This window comes from Paenibacillus sp. FSL H7-0323, assembly GCF_038002725.1.
In the GTDB taxonomy this organism is placed as follows: domain Bacteria; phylum Bacillota; class Bacilli; order Paenibacillales; family Paenibacillaceae; genus Paenibacillus_AQ; species Paenibacillus_AQ odorifer.
Genome location: NZ_JBBODB010000001.1, coordinates 6,790,136 through 6,809,480 on the forward strand (window position 1 = coordinate 6,790,136; position 19,345 = coordinate 6,809,480).

The following is a 19,345-nucleotide window of genomic DNA, read 5'->3' on the forward strand; positions in this document are numbered from 1 at the left end:
CTTTCACTATAAATTTAAAATACTTTAATAACAGAAAGCGAGTTGGATAATATTATGCAAAAAACATTCAGAATTGTCGATGAAGATGGAATTCACGCACGTCCAGCAACTGCCTTGGTAAATACAGCAACAAAATTCAAAGGTACAGAAGCATATGCAGAAGCTAAAGGTAAAAAAGTAACTTTGAAATCCATTCTTGGCGTATTGTCATTGGGTCTTGAAGCTGGAGATACTTTGTCTTTGATTACTGAAGGAAGCGAAGAAGCAGAAGCTTTGAACGCTCTTCAAGAAGTAATGATTAAAGAAGGGCTAGGGGAAATCCATGAATAAGATTTCAGGAATCGCGGCTTCAGCAGGGATTGCAGTAGCCCGTGCTTTTATCCTGAAACATCCGGATTATACGATTACGAAGACAAGTATCAGTGATACTGAAGCAGAAGTCGCTAAGTTGAATGATGCACTCGCCAAATCAAGAGTGGAGCTGCAAACGATTAAAGAGCGTACTTTGGCAGAGCTGGGGGAGAAGAAGGCTGAGATTTTCGAATCACATCTGCTTATTCTTGATGACCCAGAGCTGATCAATCCTGTAATTGATAAAATCCGTGAGGAATCGGTTAACGCGGACTATGCGCTAAACGAAGTGGCTACGCAATTCATTGAGATGTTTGAAAATATGAAGAGTGCCTATCTGCAGGAACGTGCAGCTGATATGCGTGATGTTACCAAGCGCTTGCTGAACCACCTGCTGGGCATTCATTATGTAAGTCCTGCAGAAATCAGTGAAGAAGTAATCGTGATTGCTCAAGATCTAACACCATCGGATACAGCACAGCTTAATCGTAAGTTCGTTAAAGGCTTCACAACGAACATCGGTGGACGGACTTCTCACTCTGCAATTATGGCCCGTTCTTTGGAAATTCCAGCGGTTGTTGGAACTAAAACGGTTCTGTCAGAAGTGAATTCTGGCGATTTGGTGATTGTCGATGGTCTGAACGGAGACGTTCTGATCAATCCTAGCGAAGCTGAAGTGGCAGAGTACACTCGCAAGCAGGAAGCTTACGACTTGCAAATCGCAGAATGGAAGAAACTTCGCGACGAACCTACAGTATCAGCAGACGGTAAACATGTTGAGCTAGCTGCCAATATTGGTACACCAAATGATGTGAATGGTGTCATTGAGAATGGTGGCGAAGGTGTAGGTCTGTACCGCACTGAGTTCCTTTACATGGGTCGCGATAAGCTGCCTTCTGAGGAAATTCAATATAACGCCTACCGTACTGTACTTGAGAACATGAAGGGTAAGCCGGTAGTCGTACGTACCCTGGATATCGGTGGCGATAAAGAGCTGCCTTATCTTGACCTTCCGAAGGAAATGAATCCTTTCCTTGGTTTCCGTGCGATCCGTCTTTGCCTGGATCGTCAGGATATTTTCCGTACTCAATTACGCGCATTACTAAGAGCAAGTGTTCACGGGGATCTTCGCATTATGTTCCCTATGATAGCTACGCTTGGTGAATTCCGTGCTGCACGTGATCTTTTGCTCGAAGAGAAAGCTAAGCTTCGGGAAGAAGGTAAGGAAGTATCAGACAACATTCAGCTTGGCATAATGGTTGAGATTCCATCAACTGCTGTACTGGCTGACCAGTTTGCTAAGGAAGTTGATTTCTTCAGTATCGGTACGAATGATCTTATTCAATATACAATGGCTGCGGACCGTATGAATGAACAGGTATCTTACCTGTATCAGCCTTACAATCCAGCCATCCTGCGTTTGGTCAAAAATGTAATTGATGCAGCCCATGCAGAAGGTAAATGGACGGGGATGTGTGGTGAAATGGCTGGTGACGCAACAGCTATTCCGCTGCTACTGGGTCTTGGTCTCGACGAATTCAGCATGAGTGCAACTTCCATTTTGCCAGCGCGTAGTCAAATTTCTAAATTGTCGGCTGCCGACATGAAGGATTTGGCTGCAAAAGCGTTGCAGCTTGGCACGGCTGAAGAAGTCGCTGCGCTTGTTCAAAGTATCGCTAAGTAACTTTTTACGCATGCATTAATCCGTTTTAGCGTTCTACTGTTTTTCCAACTACTATTGCCGACTTCCGATGGCTGGAGGTCGGCTTTTTTATGTTTTTTAACCTATAATTTTCTGTAATTCGACCTCATTTACTGTTCACTGTTTATTTTCTTTATTGCGCAGATGTCTATACCGATAGTATTAGTAATGAGCATAAAGTCGATAAGGAACCCAAACCTATAAATATGTCGTACATATAATAGTAAGGATCCATAGAAAGTTTATACTCCATTTGCCGACTTGCAGCGCTGTGCAAGTATTAATATGAAATGAATTGGTAATATATGGACTTATAAGCAACCCCACAGGGTTAGGTGGGGAGCCATAGGATGGTGTTAATTCATGAGTAAAAATTATATAAATGCAGAATTGATGATGGAAGTCTACGAGGGCAAGGATTTAGGCTTGACGTATTCAACGGAGTACAGTGTATTTAAAGTCTGGGCACCTACGGCACTTGCTGTGTCCCTAGTACTGTACGAAACAGGTGGGCATCAACTGAATACTGAGTCACCTAAGAGTGCTATGGACAATGGACGTATTGTATATATGCAGCGTAGTAATGGTGGAGTCTGGCAGACCAAGTTATCAGGTGATCTAAAAGGGAAATATTATATGTACCGTGCTGTTTTTGCAGATGGAAATGTGACGGAAGCAGTAGATCCTTATGCAACAGCGGTATCTGCAAATGGTTTAAGATCAGCAATCGTTAATTTGCAGGATACGAATCCAGAACATTGGGATCAGGATGTAGCGCCTCCGTTACAGCATCCTGCCGACGCAGTGATTTATGAACTGCATGTTCGTGACTTCTCCTCGCATGAGAGCTCAGGTATGCATTATAAGGGTAAATTCAAAGCATTTACCGAATTTGGATTAAAGGATTCGGCAGGAAATACAGTGGGGATTGATCATCTGGCTGAATTAGGGATTACCCATGTACATCTGATGCCGGTATTTGATTTTCAGACCGTGGATGAGCTGAAGGTGGTCAATCGGGGTTCCTCCATAGCTAATGTGGACTACAATTGGGGGTATGATCCCCAGCATTATAATGTACCTGAAGGATCTTACAGCACCGATCCTGCCAATCCTGGCTTGCGGATTCGTGAATTTAAAGAGATGGTGCAGGCCTTACACAGCCGCGGGATCGCGGTAATTATGGATGTCGTTTACAACCATACGTATGCTGTTGAGAATGGCCCCTTTGAGCCGCTTGTCCCAGATTATTTCTATCGCCGCGATTTTACGGGACGTTTGTCGAATGGCTCCGGGGTTGGCAATGAGCTGGCTACAGAACGTCCGATGGTCCGTAAATTTATTAAGGACTCCTTATCTTATTGGGCTTCGGAATATCATATTGATGGTTTCCGGTTTGATCTAATGGGACTGATGGACAGTGTTACCATGCGGGAGATTACCGAAGAGCTTCGGCTAGAAGTGAATCCGAATCTGTTGCTTTACGGTGAACCTTGGACGGGTGGAGATTCTCCGCTGGCCACTAAAACGCTAAAAGGTGTACAGCGGGGCAAGGGCTATGCTGTCTTCAACGATAACTTCCGTTCAGCGATCAAAGGGGATAGTGATGGCTTCGGAAGAGGGTTCGTGACAGGCGAATACGGCAAAGAAGGTGCTATTGCAGCCGGAATTAAAGGAGCAATTCATGAGTTTACGGACTCGCCTGTGGAATCGGTGAACTATGTAACTGCCCATGATAATTTGAATTTATGGGATAAGATGCTTATCGTTCAAGGAGGGAGTCAGGAAGCTGATTTTCCGGTAATCGCTAACATGGATAACGAAGATCTGGAAGAGGCAGTGGCCCTTGCCAATCCATACGTGAATGTAGATCAGGAGAATATTCTCGGTAATGAAACTATACGTCGATCCTTGCTTGCTAACGGAATGATTCTGACCTCGCAGGGGATTCCTTTCCTGCATGCTGGAGATGAGCTCCTGCGCAGTAAATTTGGAGATCATAACAGCTACCGCAGCGGTGATGCGGTCAACTCGATCCGCTGGAATATGAAAAGTGCATTTAAGCCCGTATTTCAATATTATAAAGGTCTGATCGAGCTGCGGCGTACACATCCGGCATTTCGTCTGCATGGCCGCCAGGAAATTGAACGCTCCTTAGAATTTCTGCGTTGTGATGGCGGAATAGTATCGTATCTGCTTAGAAGCCATGCAGGAGGTGATCTCTGGAACAATATTACCGTTGTCTTCAATGCTAATAATGACCGGATGTCGGTATCACTTCCTGAGGTTGCTGATAGTTGGAACGTAGTAGTAGACCATACCCGTGCCGGGATAGAAGCCATCCGCAGAATCGAAGGCAATGAGGTAGAGGTGGAAGGGTTGTCGATGATGGTCCTTTATGATGAATGTGGTGAGCCAGCCCCACGCTCTAAAATTATCGAAATACACTATGAACGCCCAGATCAGAATTACCAAGGCTGGAATCTTTGGGTTTGGGATACAGGAATCCAGGATGGACAATGCGATTTCCGTTATATGGAGAACGGGCGTGCAGTAGCCCGCATCGAAGTGCTGCCAGATACCCAAACTATCGGATATATTTTGCGGCTTAATGATTGGGAAGAAAAAGATGGGGACGGAGACCGTTTCATTGATTGTTCTACGAATGGAGAGTTAACCAAGGTCTTAGTTCGGGATCGTGATCAGGAGATTGACGAAATTTCAGAAGATCATCTTCGGTTAAGCAGTTAGAGGCCATACAAAAAAAGCTGTTTCAGGGTTGATTTTTCCTGAGACAGCTTTTTATTTGCTCTTATGGTTTTACAATGGTCTGGTTAGCTAACCCTTCGTCCACAAGCTCGTAGTAGAGATTGGCTTTATTGCCACCATGGTCTTTGGAGCGATACATCGCCAAATCGGCGGCACGCAGCAGTTCATTAATACTGCTTCCGTGTTCAGGAAATAAAGCGACTCCGATACTCGCGGAGGTATGGAAGCTGGACCCGTTATCAACAGACCAAGACTTGTTGAACAGTTTAAGTAACCGCTGTAGTGTTTCATCAAGCATCTCTGGAGAAGTGAATCGATGCAGTACAACTGCGAACTCATCTCCGCCGATCCGGAAGGCCTGACCTATTCCTTTAACCGTATGCTGAAGTTCACGGGAGAGCAGCTGAAGAAATTCGTCTCCAGCCAGATGGCCTAAGGTATCATTTAGCTGCTTGAATCTATCACAGTCCAGCAGGGCAAGCGCAATATTTTGCCTCCGTCCTTCGGGTTGGGTGATAAGGTTCTCCATATACATTTTGAAATGAGCCCTGTTGGGAATCGCTGTTAAATGGTCATAGAAGGCTAGCTTATGTAGTCGTTCTTCGTATTGTTTTCGCTGGGTAATTTCCCGAGATAACAGCATAAATTGTGCTGGGAATTTACGACTGCCGAGAACAGGTGACACCTTAGTTTCAAGCCATACCCATTGGCCTTCTGCTCCGCGCATGCGCAGTTCAGAAATACGCGGAGTTCCCTGAACAACACTTTTTAATTTAGCCCAGGCAATTTCCGGTTCACGTATGTAGTTGGATAACGGATCTCCTTTTTTAGGCACATAACCTAGAATACTGGAGTGTGAGGGAGAAGCATATAGAATCAACCCGTTGGGATCCGTCAAAATAATGAAATCAGACATGGTTTCACCGATAAGCTGATAAAGTGTTTGTTCTTCCAGCATTTCATTCTGGAGCCAGATGATTTTGCGTCCAAGGTAAATAATAACTAGGAGAAACACAAATAAGAGGAGTGAATAAAGAGAGAACAAAGCGCTTTTTTTATCTCCAAATCCATCCGTTACTTGCAAGGCGTAGTTGCCAATCAAGTCCTCTGCTTGATCGAGATGTGCCCTAGCTTCATTGAATTGCGAGTTTAGGGTGAGCGCAGAATATGAATCTGGGTTCCAGCTGCTCTTCGTCCGTTCTGTTATTAGCGTATACCCTGAATTTTTCCATTTGATAATGGTAGTTTCGAAGGAGCTGAGCTCGTTTTTTAATTCGGAAAGGATAATTCCACTTTGTTTTATATCACTGTAAGGGTTTTTTATAGCGTTGATATTTGATCTTGCTACACTTATTCGTTCCTCCGCTTGAAGATTATTATCTATAAACTCCTTAGTGAACTGTTCACCTTCTGCGGCTGTTAGGTTTGGACCCATTGCGATTTGCAAGGCTACAGCGGCTTGATGCAGATCACGATCCGCGCTCAGTATAAGCTTAGAGTTCTGATATATATCATCATAAAGAGAATCTGACAATCTATTAATCGTGTAATTTAAATAGAGTAGCGAGGCGACGCTGATCCCAACCAGAAGGACGGAGATTGCAGCGAAGACATAGAATAGTTTGCGTGTTACCTTGAACTCAAAGAATCCTGCCACAGTCATCTTCTCCCTGTATAAGATGATTAAGAAAATCTATTGCTGCTTAAGTAGAACCTGCAGAACGCAATCTATGGTCAGGCGTAATTTAATACATTCACTGATGTTTGAAGGTGCTTTTGGGATAAAAGAGGTGTTGTATACATAGTGGGAAAACATAGGAAAGTGTACGTGTGAGTAAATGGTAGTTTCTAGTATATCAAGTATATAGGACGTGCTGCTTATAGAGCAATCTTTACTCAGATAATAATCAAAAAGACAAAATTTAAAGTTTAGTGTATGGGCCTATTGAATTATCTATATTCAAACCGATGGTTCCTATTACCCAACTCGATCATAAATGATACCTTTTACAGCTGCTGAAAAAAACTGCCCTTAGTCATCTTAATGACTATAGGACAGCTAATCATTCATTATTCGTTACGCAGTGCGTGAATGGGGCGAAGTCGTGCGGCTTTGTTCGCAGGCATCATTCCAAAAATCACGCCGATGAGTAAGGAGAAAATAAAAGAAATCAGTACCATATCCCAAGCAATGGAAACTGTAAGTGCAGAGTATTTACCCAGCAGCCAACTGCCCGCGATACCAATGCCGACCCCAAGCACCCCACCCAAACCGCTGAGCACGATGGATTCAATCATGAATTGAGCGAGGATATCGAATTTTTTGGCACCAATTGCTTTACGGATACCAATCTCACGTGTTCTTTCATTGACAGATACGATCATGATGTTCATGATTCCGATGCCGCCGACAAAAAGTGAGATGCCTGCTATGCCTGCAAGCGCCATGGAAAGTGTATCTGTTGTGGAGTTGACAGTTTCCAGCATTTCCTGAGAATCAAACACACTAAAAGCATTATCCGCATAATTGAATTTAGCATCAAGCGTACTTTCCAGTTTTTCTTTTGCAGCTGCTACAGTATCTGCTGAAGTTGTCTTAATGGTGATGGAACGGACGCCTTTACTTTTTAATTGGCGTTCTGCAGTGCTTATAGGAATGAGTATGATATCGTCGTTGGAACCACTTAGACTGGAGCCTTTTGTTTCTAAAAGCCCAACGATTTTATAGCTAATTCCGTTTAACTGGACCTTCTGCCCTACAGGATTGTCTGTACCGAATAAATCTTCGGCCGTACCTGAACCGATCAACGCTACCTTTTGCCGGTATTCGTTATCAATATCAAGTAAGAAGCGGCCCGCCTGTACATGAAAATCTTTAACCTCCTCATAAGAGGGGGTGATTCCTTCTACAGTTACACTAACGTTGTCCGTTTTGTTCTTGGCTGTAGCATTGCCGCTGATCACAGGAGCTACATTTGCTATACCCTCTATATCCCCTAGAGCAAGGGCTTCCTCATAGGTGAGAGAGGTAGTCGCCCCACGGCCAGTAATGTTTACAGTGAGTTGGTTTGTGCCTAGTCCGTTTAGCTGCTCTGTGATCTGTGAAGTAGTTCCTTGTCCAACAGAAACAAGAATGATGACCGAAGAGACTCCAATAATAATCCCAAGCATCGTTAAAAAAGCTCTAACCTTACTGCTGTTGATGCTCTTCAGGGCCATTCGCATGCTTTGGTACAATTTCACCCCGCATTCCTCCGATCTTCCACGAGGTTGCCATCCTGAATACGAATAATCCGCTCCGCTTGTTTAGCTATTTCCAGATCATGTGTGATAAGGATAATGGTATGTCCTTGCTTATTCAACTCACGTATCATTTGCATGACTTCCTGCCCCGTTCGCGTATCCAGTGCCCCGGTTGGTTCATCGGCGAGTAGAATAGGGGGAGATCCCGCCATAGCCCGGGCAATCGCTACCCGCTGTTGCTGTCCTCCCGAAAGCTCAGAAGGGCGGTGATGCATCCGATCCTCTAGCCCTACTTTAATGAGTGCTTCCTGTGCTAGTTGTCTTCTTTCCCGATGGGGGAGGCCACGATAAATCAATGGCAGCTCCACATTTTCAATGGCTGACAGCTTGGGGAGCAGGTTGAAATTTTGAAAGATAAAGCCGATCTTCTCATTGCGGATCGTTGCGAGCTTATTGTCGGATAACTTGCGAACCTCTTGTCCATCTAGAAGATAACTTCCTTCATCGGAGATATCGAGGCAACCAAGCATATTCATGAGTGTTGATTTACCAGAACCGGAGGGACCAATAATAGCTACGAACTCCCCCAGATCAATTGTAAAGGAAAGGCTATTTAAGACCGTCATGGTTTCTCCGGCCATTGTGTAGCCGTGGGACATGTCGTGAACTTCGATCAGAGGTGCTGAAGCACTCATCTGCCGCCACCTCCGCCACCACCTGGTGCGCTGCCCATACCACCAGCGCCACCTCCGGTGAAGCCGCCACCCCCACTAAAGCCACTGCCGCCGAAGCCAGCGCCACCCATACCGCCCATACCACCTCTAGTTTCCGTTTCCGTGCTGGTTGTTCCGGTTTTCGTAGAGATTACGGTAGGGATGATCACCTGGTCCCCTTCATGGAGTCCGCTGACAATTTCAATGCTGCTCTCATCATGGAGACCCACTTCGACAGTGACCATCTGTCCTGAGCTATTGCCGCGATTTCTTCCACCGGCAGCGCCGCTGCGAGCGTCAGGAGCCCCGCTGGGCATAGCGCCGTCGCGGGCGTCAGGAGCCCCGCTGGGCATAGCGCCACCGCGAGCGTCAGGGGCACCGCTAGGCATTGGTACTTGGCCCTCGCCAGCAGTTTTGGAAGTTGCGGCTGAACCCGCTGCTAGAGGAATAGAAACTGTGTATTTTCCGTTTCTTTCTTGTACAGCTTCAATAGGTACTGTTAATACATCCTTTTTCTCAGCAGTGGTTACTGAAACTTCCGCAGACATTCCAACAAGAGCACCTTCGGAGCTTGTTAGACCTATGGTAACATCGAAGAGGGAAACACCGTTTGAGGCGGTGCCCTCATTAGCTATTTTCGTAACCGTTCCCTTGAATTCCGTATCAGGCAGAGCATCCAATGAAATAGTGGCAGGCATCCCTAGCTTTACAGTAGGAATATCAAGCTCATCCACCTGCACAACTACACTTAAATTAGCATAATCGGTAATGTCGATGAGTTCAGAGCCGTCCATGGCTTTTTCGCCGCTTGCAATATTAACTGTCGTTACAGTTCCATCAATAGGAGCCGTTAACGGATCAGGAGGAAGCATATCTTCTTGGACAGAAGCTATTTTTTCCTGTTGCGCCGAAATGTCGGTTTTGGCCTTTTCAATCGAACGTTTGGCATTTGCCAGCTCATCTTCTGCTGCACCTGATACGGCCAGCTTCTTATATTGCTCCTGCTTGTCCTCAAGATCGGTCTCAAGTGAGGCAAGTGAAGTTTGTTCCTGCTTGAGATTGTCACTCAGATCATTGCCTTCAAAGGTAATCAAAGTCTGGCCTTTTTTCACGAGATCGCCCTCTTTGACAAGAACCTCAGCTACGGTCCCGCTGTCCTTCGTTTTTACTTTACCAGTTTCTGTAGCAATCACGGAGCCGGCTCCGGATACACTAACTACGATATCGCCCTTTGTAACGGTAGCTGTATTAACAGGCACTTCAGCGGCTTGACTGTTCTTATCAGGTAACAATGTATAAACCAGCATTCCTGCTGTTGCTACAACTACTACTACTCCAAGAGTCCAGAACACTATTTTTTTCTTCTTCATTTCTATCCTCCATAGCTCATCATATTAATTGCCGGATGTATTGCTGGTGTCTGGATCTGTGCCAGAAGTAGAGTTGCTGTTCGAAGTCGTTGATGCCGCCTGATAAGTGACGACATAGGTTTGTGTTCCCAGCAGATTTCGATGGCCTTGGAATTCGTCGTATAGATTCAACCGGATTGCGCCGCCACCCAGTGTTTTGTACAGGCTGCTTGTGAAGGTTGTGGTGTACGACTTGAAGTTACCTAATTGTAGATCTGTGCCAAGTGTTAATGTTTTTTCCATGCTTTGTCCTAAGGGGTCAATCAGCTCCAACACCAGTTTGTGCTCGTAGGTGCCTGATTCATAAAGCGTGCTGGCTGACATGTTGTAGGTTAGTGCAGTGCTGAGCGTATCTTTACCAGCGGTGACGGTGGCGACTGCATTTGTAACGGATAGGGTATAAGGAAACATTTCCACGTTCAAAAGATTGCCTTTGGGCTCCACTCCCAGCTGGTTCAGTCCAAGTGATACCGTATTGATATAACCCGTCGATTGACCGCCAGGAGCGGTAAGCTTGCCTTCAGAAACACCCTCCCCGATGTATAGGACAAGGTTCGCTGGATCTATACCGAGAGGGAGCTTACTCCAGAGGGTGACCAGACTTTTTCCGTTAGGACTGGTGGAGGTTTTGGACTGGGTGACTTCGGCTTCATAATATTGATTGTCTTGTGTTTTGTAATAGGCTACGAGTTGAGCCTGTTCGGATTTACGCGATTCCTCACTGTTCATTTCTAGTTCTGTGTACAAGAGATTTGAATCTGTACCTGGGTACACGAGGGTCCGGCGTACAAGTAATTCCGCTTTTTTACCTTCAAGCTCAAGATGGAAAGAATTTTCAGCTGCAACACTCTGTACCCGGCTGTCCAGTTGGGTAGTACTTAGAGAAAGGAAGTTAAGCTTACTTTCACCTGAAGTTTCTTGCAGGGTGATTTTTAATTGATTGAAAGTATAGCTATAAGGAACATTGGCTACGACATACACAGCAGCCGATTCATTTGGACCGAGGATGGTTTGCGTACTTTCTGAGACAACCTGGGAAGTGCTGCTGATGTCACTTTCTCCAGCTTTGACGACACTTGTAAGCGCAGGAAGCTGAACAGAGGTTGATTTAGTGTTGCGGATGTTGATTTTAGCTACGATCTGGTCTTTGTCGGACCAAGGGAGTCTTTGAATGTTTGCAATTTTGACAACAAATGTACCGTGACTGTTCTCAATGGGGTATTCCGTGTCCTGCCAATTGTTAGTTTGCAGCGTGTAAGGGATCTGATAATAGGCGGTAGGAAAAATGATCTTGCCTTCAGCAGCCGGCTCAGTCATTTGCAGCTGCAATGTTCCTTGATTGAGTGTGAGTGGTACATCTGCGCTGAGTTCAATAATCTTTTCTTCAAGCGGTTTCAATGTTAGGCTGGCAAAATCCTTCGTATCCACCGGAAAGCTATACCCTTCAGCGGCTTTAATAGCAAGTTCATAGGCAGGCACATTCACCGCTTTGTTGCCGCTATTTTTGATGCGGAACTGTAGTGTCCACTTTGCGTTGCCATTGTCAGCATAGACGTTAGCCGTTTTCAACTGTGTTTCGACTGTATTATTGCTGATTGTAAGCTTCTTCGTGACATTGCTGGCTACGACAAGATCCGGTGTTGTTGCAGCGGGGAGATTGTAGGCGACAACCGGCAAAGCTATTTTTAATGAGGCATCTTCTCCGGCAAATTGCAGCGCCATGTTGTCTGTCTTCATATAAGAAGGGATTTCCGTCAAATAGTAGATCGTCTTCTTTTCCTGAGGCTGTACTTTATAGCTGGTGCTGGTGTCATCAAGTGCGAGTTCAAATACAGATCCTCCAGCGGAAGCGAGGTATCCTTTAAGTCCAGTATCACTGAGTACCTTGGTTCCTTGATTAGTGAAGCTAACGCCAACCTTGGCATAGACCTTACCGTTATATTTATAAATTTGCAGGCTCTCTGCCTTGGTGGTTACAGGGAGATTGTTTAGGGTGATCTTTTTACTCTGCCCTCTGGCGACAGCTTGTGAATATCCTGTTGGTACGGTGAAGTTCCCTAGCTTTTTTTGATAATCGGTGGTGTTGAAGTCCCATCCGTACAATGAAATTTTGACCCCGTTTAAAGAGGTGGATTTGCCGATGTTTACATAGTAGGTGATAGATTGACTGCTTTTCGCGGCAATGGATTTGATGGTTGCACTGCTGGTAATAGGGCTTCCTTGAATAACTGTACCGCCGCTAGTAGTTACTTTGGAGAAAAAGTCCACCAGATTGAGGCTAGCGTTGCTTCCATTAGAGTAGCTGAGTGTGTATGTAAGAATATTTCCGCCATCCTGAGTTAATAAGCTGACATCCGTCAGCTTTGCGCTGATGTTAGTCTTCAAGGCTATGGAGCCTAGTTTATCCAGAGCGGATACGGAAGCTGTTGTTGCTATTTTGGTGGATGTAGTCCCGGCCCAAGCGGTATGAGCACCATACGCTGCAGATTGGCTAAGTACAGCTGTGCTTAGCAGCACCGCGGCTACTTTTATTCTCCGTACATGCATTTGATTTCCTCCCAATAGGATAGTTAATAGTCTGCGAAGGTGCACCCGAGTGGATAAGCAAGCCTTCCTAGTAATGGAAATTATCAAGCCCCGCTGAATGTTAGCTGAAAAAAAGTTGGAAAAATGGCTCTGAAGCTTAAAGCCAGCTTAAAAGAAGATAAAAATTAGCCTAATTTTGTCCAGCTTGTCAAAACGACAGATTTTGCATATAATAAAGAGACATATCTCTTGTAGTAAAGAGATACCTGACAATTAGCATGAATTGTGAAATGCAGTGATGGAGAAGAGTACACAGTGCCTGACTTACAGGGAGGAGACGCCGCGGATTGAGAGCGTTTCTAAGAAGCAGAGCTGTCGAAGTTCACTCCGGAGCAGTTCCCTGAATTCCTTAAGCTGTCTAATAGGGAAGGGTAGGGGATACCGGTCACAGACCGTTATTTCTGTATAAAGTGAGATAGGTATCTGTCCAGCCAAAAGAGGGAATGAAGCTCTTAAGGGGAACAGATCAGCTTGTCTAACAAGGGTGGTACCACGGTCTTTTCGTCCCTTACCGGGAGGAAAGGCCTTTTTTTGTTGAACTAGACAATGATTGAAGGGGGCTGTACACGGCCATGAAAGAGAAGTTGGAAGCATTGAAGGTTGAAGCGCTGGCTAAGCTGCAGGAGGTTATGGATCCGCAGGTACTAAATGATCTAAGAGTGAAGTATCTCGGTAAAAAAGGTGAGCTTACAGAGGTTCTGCGCGGTATGGGAGGACTTAGTGCTGAGGAACGTCCGGTAATCGGGCAAGTAGCGAATCAGGTTCGCAGTGCTATTGAGGAGATTATCGGCGCGAAGCAGGAGGCTTTTCAAGAGCAGGAAACCCAGCAACGTCTGCAGGCTGAAAAAGTAGACGTAACCTTACCGGGTCGCCGTATGCAGCAAGGGGGCATTCACCCGCTTAGCAGAGTCGTACAGGAGATTGAGGATATTTTTATCGGCATGGGCTACCGTGTAGCTGAAGGCCCGGAAGTAGAGACCGATTATTATAACTTTGAAGCTCTAAATTTGCCTAAGAATCACCCGGCACGTGATATGCAGGATTCTTTCTATTTAACGGATGACCTGTTAATGCGCACACAAACCTCGCCGGTACAGATTCGTACTATGCAGGCTATGAACGGTGAAGCTCCGGTAAAAATCATCTGCCCGGGTAAAGTATTCCGCCGTGATGATGATGATGCAACGCATTCCTTCCAGTTCCACCAAATCGAAGGTTTGGTCATTGGAAGTAACATTCGAATGAGTGATCTGAAGGGCACCCTGCAACAATTTGTGCAGGAGATGTTTGGACCGAATACAGGCATTCGTCTTCGTCCGAGCTTTTTCCCATTCACTGAGCCAAGTGTTGAAGTAGATGTAAGCTGCTTCAAATGTGGCGGCGATGGCTGCAGACTATGCAAGCAAAGCGGATGGTTAGAAATCCTTGGCGCAGGTATGGTGCATCCAAATGTACTGAAAATGGGTGGCTATGATCCTGCTGAGTACAGCGGCTTCGCTTTCGGAATGGGTGTAGAGCGGATTGCAATGCTTAAATACGGCATCGATGACATCCGACATTTCTATAGTAATGACATGAGTTTTGTGAAGCAATTCAAGGGCGTTTAGTTTTTGTGGGCGCGCTGGCTGATAGTGGCGGAGAATGGCTTTGGAGCGTTCTCCCACAGGAAGCAGCGCGAACAACAGTGAAATAAATACATCTGAAACATAAAGGAAGTGAGCGGATATGAAAGTATCAACCGGATGGTTGGCTGATTATACATCGATTGAAGGAGTAACCGCCGAACAGCTAGCGGAGAAGATTACCGCTGCCGGCATTGAGATTGACGGCGTAGAGCGCCGCAATAAAGGCATTTCCGGCATCGTAACCGGCTATGTGAAATCAAAGGAAAAACATCCTGATGCAGACAAGCTGAACGTATGTATCGTGGATGTGGGCCAAGATGAGGAGCTACAAATCGTTTGCGGCGCAAAAAATGTAGCTGCAGGTCAAACTGTACCTGTAGCAATGGTTGGCGCAAAGCTGCCAGGACTGGATATCAAAAAAGCCAAGCTGCGCGGTGTCCTGTCGCAAGGAATGATCTGTTCGGCCAAAGAATTGGGACTGAATGATAAATTGCTTCCAAAAGAGCAACAAGAAGGTATTCTTGTGCTGCCTGAAGGGACAGAGATTGGTCAGGATATTTCCAAGGTCCTCGGCTTAGATGACGAGATTCTGGAATTCGATCTGACTCCGAACCGTTCAGATTGCCTCAGCATGATTGGTGCTGCTTATGAAGTAAGTGCAATTCTTGGGCGTGAAGTTAAATTACCTGATCCAAAAAGCGAAATGATTGAGATCAGTGGTCCTGCTGCGGATTCCATTTCCGTCAAGATTGAAGATGAAGAATACTGCAGCCATTATGCAGTTCGTTATATTGCAGGTGTTAAACCTGCACCATCACCGCTGTGGATTCAGAATCGTCTGATGGCTGCTGGGGTTCGTCCAATTAATAATATTGTGGACATTACCAATTATGTGATGCTGGAATATGGACAGCCGCTGCATGCTTTTGATGCAGATAAAGTACAAGGTGGAGAACTCGGCGTTCGTCTTGCCCATGAAGGTGAAGTTTTGGTTACACTTGACGGTCAAGAGCGTAAGCTAGAGCCGCAAATGCTCGTTATCGCTGATGGAGTAAAAGCTGTAGGTCTGGCCGGAGTAATGGGTGGACGGGATACAGAGGTTACTGCTGAGACGGTAAACCTTGTTTTGGAATCTGCTAAGTTTGATGGAGGAACGATTCGTAAAACCTCGCGTCAATTGGGACTTCGCTCGGAAGCCTCCCTTCGTTTCGAGAAGGAAGTGGATCCAAGTGCAGTTATTCCTGCATTGAACCGTGCAGCCGTACTGATTGCACGTTATGCTGGCGGATCGGTCCATGAAGGCATCGTGCAAGCAGGAACTGACGCTGTTCAAGAGAAGGTTCTCACCTTGTCCTTAGAGAAACTGAATCGTTATCTGGGAACGGATTTGTCCTTGTTGGAAGTGAAGACATTGTTTGGCCGTCTACATTTCAAATGTGGAGATACCGCACAAGGGCTGATTGAAGTTCAAGTCCCAACCAGACGTGGCGATATCAGCTATGATGTTGATCTTATTGAAGAAATTGCCCGCCTGTACGGGTATGACAATATTCCAACGACTCTAATTGAAGGAATTACAACGCCAGGAGCACTAACTCACAAGCAAGCGCTCCGTCGTGAACTGCGTCGCCTATTGTCACATGGCGGTTACCAAGAGGTGATGGGTTACTCCTTCATCCAGCCGCAACAAAGCACAATGTTCCCTGAGTTATCAGAAGGAGCAGTAGCGGTGAAGCTGGCTATGCCGATGAGTGAAGAACGCAGCGTACTGCGTACCAGCCTTCTACCACAACTCTTGGATATTGCCAGCTACAATACCAATCGTCGTCAAAGCGACTTGGCATTGTTTGAAATCGGCAACGTCTTCTTCACGGATGAAGAACAGTTGACTCGTCAGCCACGCGAACTGCCGGTGCTGGGGCTGCTGCTTAGCGGAAGCTTAACAGTGAAGCAATGGAATGTTTCGGCACAGCCTGTGGACTTCTTTGATTTGAAGGGTGCGCTGGAAACTGTATTTGCTCATTTAGGGCTGACCGATAAAATCGTCTATGTAGGAGATAGTCCAGAAGGATATCATCCTGGGCGTTCCGCGTCGGTATATTTACTCGGAAACGAGGGTCGTGTGAAGATCGGAACGATGGGACAGATTCATCCGGATCTGCAAAGACAGCTGGATCTGGTGGATACTTATGCGGCAGAAATTTTATTGCAGCCGTTATATGAAAGTGCGCAAAGCCGTTTGCAATATAATGAGCTTCCGCGTTTCCCAGGAATGGAGCGGGATATTGCTGTGGTCGTGGATTCCGCTGTACCAGCGGGCGATCTGCTAGCTTCCATCCGCGATAACGGAGGTTCTTTGCTCCAGTCCGTACAGGTATTTGACGTTTATACTGGTGGTAAGCTGGAGAATGGAAAGAAGAGCATCGCGATCTCACTGCTGTATCGTCATAGTGAACATACACTGACTGATGAGGAAGTAGGAGAGGTGCATGAGAAGGTATTAGCATCTCTTCAACAAACTTTTGGTGCAGAATTAAGAAAGTAGCAGGAATTGTGTAAAGCCGCAGCGAATCCATTTAGAAACTGAGATTCGCTGCGGCTTTTTCTAGGTAGAGTGCAAAGCGGAGAATATCAGCCATAATCTATTGAATATTAGGGATTTTGCCAAATGCTTACCAAAAAAGCTACAATAGAAGAAGTGAAACTAGCTTAGAATCCGCACACATACAAAGGAGGGCACAACTGTGGCTATGGACCGGACACGTGTCGCCGTGGAGATATACGGAACTTCCTATAAACTCGTCGGAAGCAGTACTGAATATATGAAACAAGTGGCCCGTTATGTTGATGAACATATGCGCACGATTTCTAAATCTCACACCAGACTGGACACACCGCGTATAGCGGTGCTTGCAGCTGTACATATGGCGGAGCAGGCTATTCAGGTTCAGGACTTCAAAAATGAACTAAACATGATGACAGGTGAACGCAGTGAACTGCGATTGGAAGTATCTCGCCTGCTGGAGGTACAGCGGGAGCGGCAAGAAGAATTCGAGCGACTTGAAGCTGCGGCCAAAGAAGAGGCTGGGCGACTGATTGCTGCTGCGGAGGAAGAACGTAAGCGGCATTTGGAGATTCAGGAGAATGAACGCAAGGTACATGCGGAACAGCTTCAGGAGGCAGTGCAAGCTGTGGAAGCTGCACGCAAGAAGCTGGAAGAAGAATTGCTTGAGCGTGAGATAGAGCTGCAAGCACTGCGGACAAGCTACGAAGAAGAGCAGGCAGCTAGTCGTGAACACCAGCGGCAGGAACTGGCGAAGGCGGAAGCCATCCGTTTGCAGCAGCTGGAGGAGCAGAAGGCTGCTCATCTGCAAGAGCTGGAGAACATCCGGGAGACGCTGACCAAGGAGAAGACAGACACGCTGTCTGCTCTGCAGCTTGAGCTGACCGTGACCAAGTCAACACTGGAGGAAGAGCTTGAGGTTACCAAGTCTACATTAGGTAAAGAACTCGAAGATACCAGATTGACGCTGGGTAAGGAGCTTGAGGATACCAAGTTGACGTTAGGTAAGGAGCTTGAAGATACCAAGTTGACCTTAGGTAAAGAGCTTGAGAGTACCAAAGCGAAGTTAGGCAAAGAGCTGGCGGAAGAACGTGAAGCACTGCAGCGGGAACAAACCAAGAATAAGGAACTGCGGCAGTCACAAGGCACTCAAGAGCATAGACATAAGCAAAATATTCAAGAGCTGGAAAAACAGCTGGCTGAGCTTCGTGGTGGGACAGGGCAACTTCAGTCCAGATTACGTGCGGCTGAAGCCAGTCTTAAGAGTGAACGAGATGCAAGACAGACGCTTCTTGGACAATATGAAGCGATTGTTAAACGTGAAGAACAGCTCAGTGAAGAGCTGCGCACGGCTACTGAGCTGGGCACACTGTTGAATGAGGAGCTGGAAGAGTTACGCCAGCGTTATCAACAGTCACAGAATGAAGCTACAGAGCTAAGAGCGTCACTACAGGAGACGAGTGAAAATCTGCACCGTGTTCAGGAAGAGCTTGCGGGATCAGCAGCAGAGGCGGCTAACTGGCAGGAGCTTTCGGATAAACGCATGGAAGATATTGGTGAACTGGAAATGAATCTGCTGGAGTCTGAGGAGAAATCCGTGTTGCTCCAGAAAGAGATCGACACGCTACGTGGGCAAGCCGATGGATTAGTACAGCAGCTGGATCAGGAGGTTCAGCTTCGTACAGATGCAGAACGCGAAACAGCGGTACTTCGGGAGCAAGGTGTGCAGGCTCAGAAGGAATTGTCTGCGCTTCGTGTTCGTTATGAGGAATTGATTGCTCAATACGACGATGTACTGCAAGAAGGAGAACGCCTGCAGGAAAGATATCAACTGTTGCAGGAAGAAGGCGAAGAGGCAACACGACGCTTAGAAGAGTTATCTGAAGCTAGTCGTGAAGCTGCTGCTACTGTTGCTGAGCAACAGGAAGTGCTGAAGGAAGCAGAGGCGTACGGAGCTTCCTGGAAGCATAAGTACGAGGAACTATCCGATCAGCAGCTGCAGTGGACGGATCTCGAAGCGAAGCTGCGTGAGGAGATCGACATTTGGCAGCAGGAAGCCGGTGAGGCTGAAATGAAGCAGGAAGCTATTGATCGTGAACGTAGCGAAGTGCTTCAGCAGCTAGGTGAAGTTGGTGAAAGCTATGAAATGGTTCAAGGACAGCTTCGTTTGTTGCAGCTCCAGTTTGAAATGCGTCAGGAAGAGCTTGACAAGCTGACAGATGAGCATCGTAACCTTAAAGAGGAATATGCCAAGCTACAAAATGAATATAATGAATGGATTCAACTGATCGAGCAAGACAGTTGAGTGCCGGATGCAAGTAAGAGAGCTGACCTGATGAGTAGAGAGATCTATTTCGGGTCAGCTCTCTTTATTAATGAGCTCA

General features: G+C 46.2%; 11 protein-coding genes and 1 other annotated feature. Of the genes, 6 read left to right on the forward strand and 5 right to left on the reverse strand.

The annotated features are described in order from the left end of the window. The first annotated feature begins 54 nt into the window (after nucleotides 1–54). The 3 genes from MHH89_RS30180 to pulA all read left to right on the forward strand — a co-directional run bounded on the left by MHH89_RS30180 (nucleotide 55) and on the right by pulA (nucleotide 4,804). Nucleotides 55–330, forward strand: a complete 276-nt coding sequence (locus MHH89_RS30180; protein ID WP_076126374.1) for an HPr family phosphocarrier protein — start codon at nucleotides 55–57, stop codon at nucleotides 328–330. Next, nucleotides 323–2,035, forward strand: a complete 1,713-nt coding sequence (gene ptsP / locus MHH89_RS30185) for a phosphoenolpyruvate--protein phosphotransferase (protein ID WP_076126376.1) — start codon at nucleotides 323–325, stop codon at nucleotides 2,033–2,035. The genes MHH89_RS30180 and ptsP overlap by 8 nt, the downstream gene beginning before the upstream one ends. Before the next feature lie 381 nt (nucleotides 2,036–2,416). After that, nucleotides 2,417–4,804, forward strand: coding sequence for a type I pullulanase (gene pulA, locus MHH89_RS30190; protein ID WP_341088746.1), 2,388 nt, complete (start codon nucleotides 2,417–2,419; stop codon nucleotides 4,802–4,804). Between the two features lie 61 nt (nucleotides 4,805–4,865). Here the strand turns inward: pulA and MHH89_RS30195 are convergent, their stop codons facing one another. The 5 genes from MHH89_RS30195 to MHH89_RS30215 all read right to left on the reverse strand — a co-directional run bounded on the left by MHH89_RS30195 (nucleotide 4,866) and on the right by MHH89_RS30215 (nucleotide 12,734). Further along, the gene (locus MHH89_RS30195) at nucleotides 4,866–6,479 is read right to left on the reverse strand and encodes a sensor domain-containing diguanylate cyclase (protein ID WP_076281090.1); all 1,614 of its coding nucleotides are present in this window, start codon (nucleotides 6,477–6,479) and stop codon (nucleotides 4,866–4,868) included. A gap of 413 nt (nucleotides 6,480–6,892) precedes the next feature. After that, on the reverse strand, nucleotides 6,893–8,065 hold the full coding sequence (locus tag MHH89_RS30200) for an ABC transporter permease (protein WP_139330124.1): 1,173 nt from the start codon (nucleotides 8,063–8,065) through the stop codon (nucleotides 6,893–6,895). After that, nucleotides 8,062–8,760, reverse strand: a complete 699-nt coding sequence (locus MHH89_RS30205; protein WP_076135911.1) for an ABC transporter ATP-binding protein — start codon at nucleotides 8,758–8,760, stop codon at nucleotides 8,062–8,064. Before MHH89_RS30205 ends, MHH89_RS30200 begins: the two co-directional genes overlap by 4 nt. Then, complete coding sequence (locus MHH89_RS30210; RefSeq protein ID WP_341088748.1) at nucleotides 8,757–10,148, reverse strand: efflux RND transporter periplasmic adaptor subunit; 1,392 nt, start codon at nucleotides 10,146–10,148, stop codon at nucleotides 8,757–8,759. Before MHH89_RS30210 ends, MHH89_RS30205 begins: the two co-directional genes overlap by 4 nt. A gap of 24 nt (nucleotides 10,149–10,172) precedes the next feature. Continuing rightward, nucleotides 10,173–12,734: a hypothetical protein gene (locus tag MHH89_RS30215; protein WP_076281088.1), complete on the reverse strand. Its 2,562-nt coding sequence runs from the start codon at nucleotides 12,732–12,734 to the stop codon at nucleotides 10,173–10,175. 265 nt (nucleotides 12,735–12,999) lie between these two features. Next, nucleotides 13,000–13,285: a binding site (T-box leader), on the forward strand. 60 nt (nucleotides 13,286–13,345) lie between these two features. Between MHH89_RS30215 and pheS the strand changes: the two genes are divergently transcribed. The 3 genes from pheS to MHH89_RS30230 all read left to right on the forward strand — a co-directional run bounded on the left by pheS (nucleotide 13,346) and on the right by MHH89_RS30230 (nucleotide 19,266). Then, the gene (gene pheS / locus MHH89_RS30220) at nucleotides 13,346–14,380 is read left to right on the forward strand and encodes a phenylalanine--tRNA ligase subunit alpha (protein WP_076126387.1); all 1,035 of its coding nucleotides are present in this window, start codon (nucleotides 13,346–13,348) and stop codon (nucleotides 14,378–14,380) included. Nucleotides 14,381–14,498: 118 nt separating this feature from the next. Further along, nucleotides 14,499–16,943 carry a phenylalanine--tRNA ligase subunit beta gene (gene pheT, locus MHH89_RS30225; RefSeq protein WP_076126389.1) on the forward strand — a complete coding sequence of 815 codons (2,445 nt, stop codon included), beginning with the start codon at nucleotides 14,499–14,501 and terminating at the stop codon, nucleotides 16,941–16,943. Nucleotides 16,944–17,148: 205 nt separating this feature from the next. Then, on the forward strand, nucleotides 17,149–19,266 hold the full coding sequence (locus MHH89_RS30230; protein ID WP_405169585.1) for a hypothetical protein: 2,118 nt from the start codon (nucleotides 17,149–17,151) through the stop codon (nucleotides 19,264–19,266). The last annotated feature ends 79 nt before the right edge of the window (nucleotides 19,267–19,345 follow it).

What these genes read in the sequence shown, in the direction of transcription:
- MHH89_RS30230 (WP_405169585.1), top strand. Translation starts at nt 17,149, where the DNA reads ATGGACCGGACACGTGTCGCCGTGGAGATATACGGAACTTCCTATAAA.
- MHH89_RS30215 (WP_076281088.1), bottom strand. Translation starts at nt 12,734, where the DNA reads ATGCATGTACGGAGAATAAAAGTAGCCGCGGTGCTGCTAAGCACAGCT.
- pulA (WP_341088746.1), top strand. Translation starts at nt 2,417, where the DNA reads ATGAGTAAAAATTATATAAATGCAGAATTGATGATGGAAGTCTACGAG.
- pheT (WP_076126389.1), top strand. Translation starts at nt 14,499, where the DNA reads ATGAAAGTATCAACCGGATGGTTGGCTGATTATACATCGATTGAAGGA.
- MHH89_RS30205 (WP_076135911.1), bottom strand. Translation starts at nt 8,760, where the DNA reads ATGAGTGCTTCAGCACCTCTGATCGAAGTTCACGACATGTCCCACGGC.
- MHH89_RS30210 (WP_341088748.1), bottom strand. Translation starts at nt 10,148, where the DNA reads ATGAAGAAGAAAAAAATAGTGTTCTGGACTCTTGGAGTAGTAGTAGTT.
- MHH89_RS30180 (WP_076126374.1), top strand. Translation starts at nt 55, where the DNA reads ATGCAAAAAACATTCAGAATTGTCGATGAAGATGGAATTCACGCACGT.
- ptsP (WP_076126376.1), top strand. Translation starts at nt 323, where the DNA reads ATGAATAAGATTTCAGGAATCGCGGCTTCAGCAGGGATTGCAGTAGCC.
- pheS (WP_076126387.1), top strand. Translation starts at nt 13,346, where the DNA reads ATGAAAGAGAAGTTGGAAGCATTGAAGGTTGAAGCGCTGGCTAAGCTG.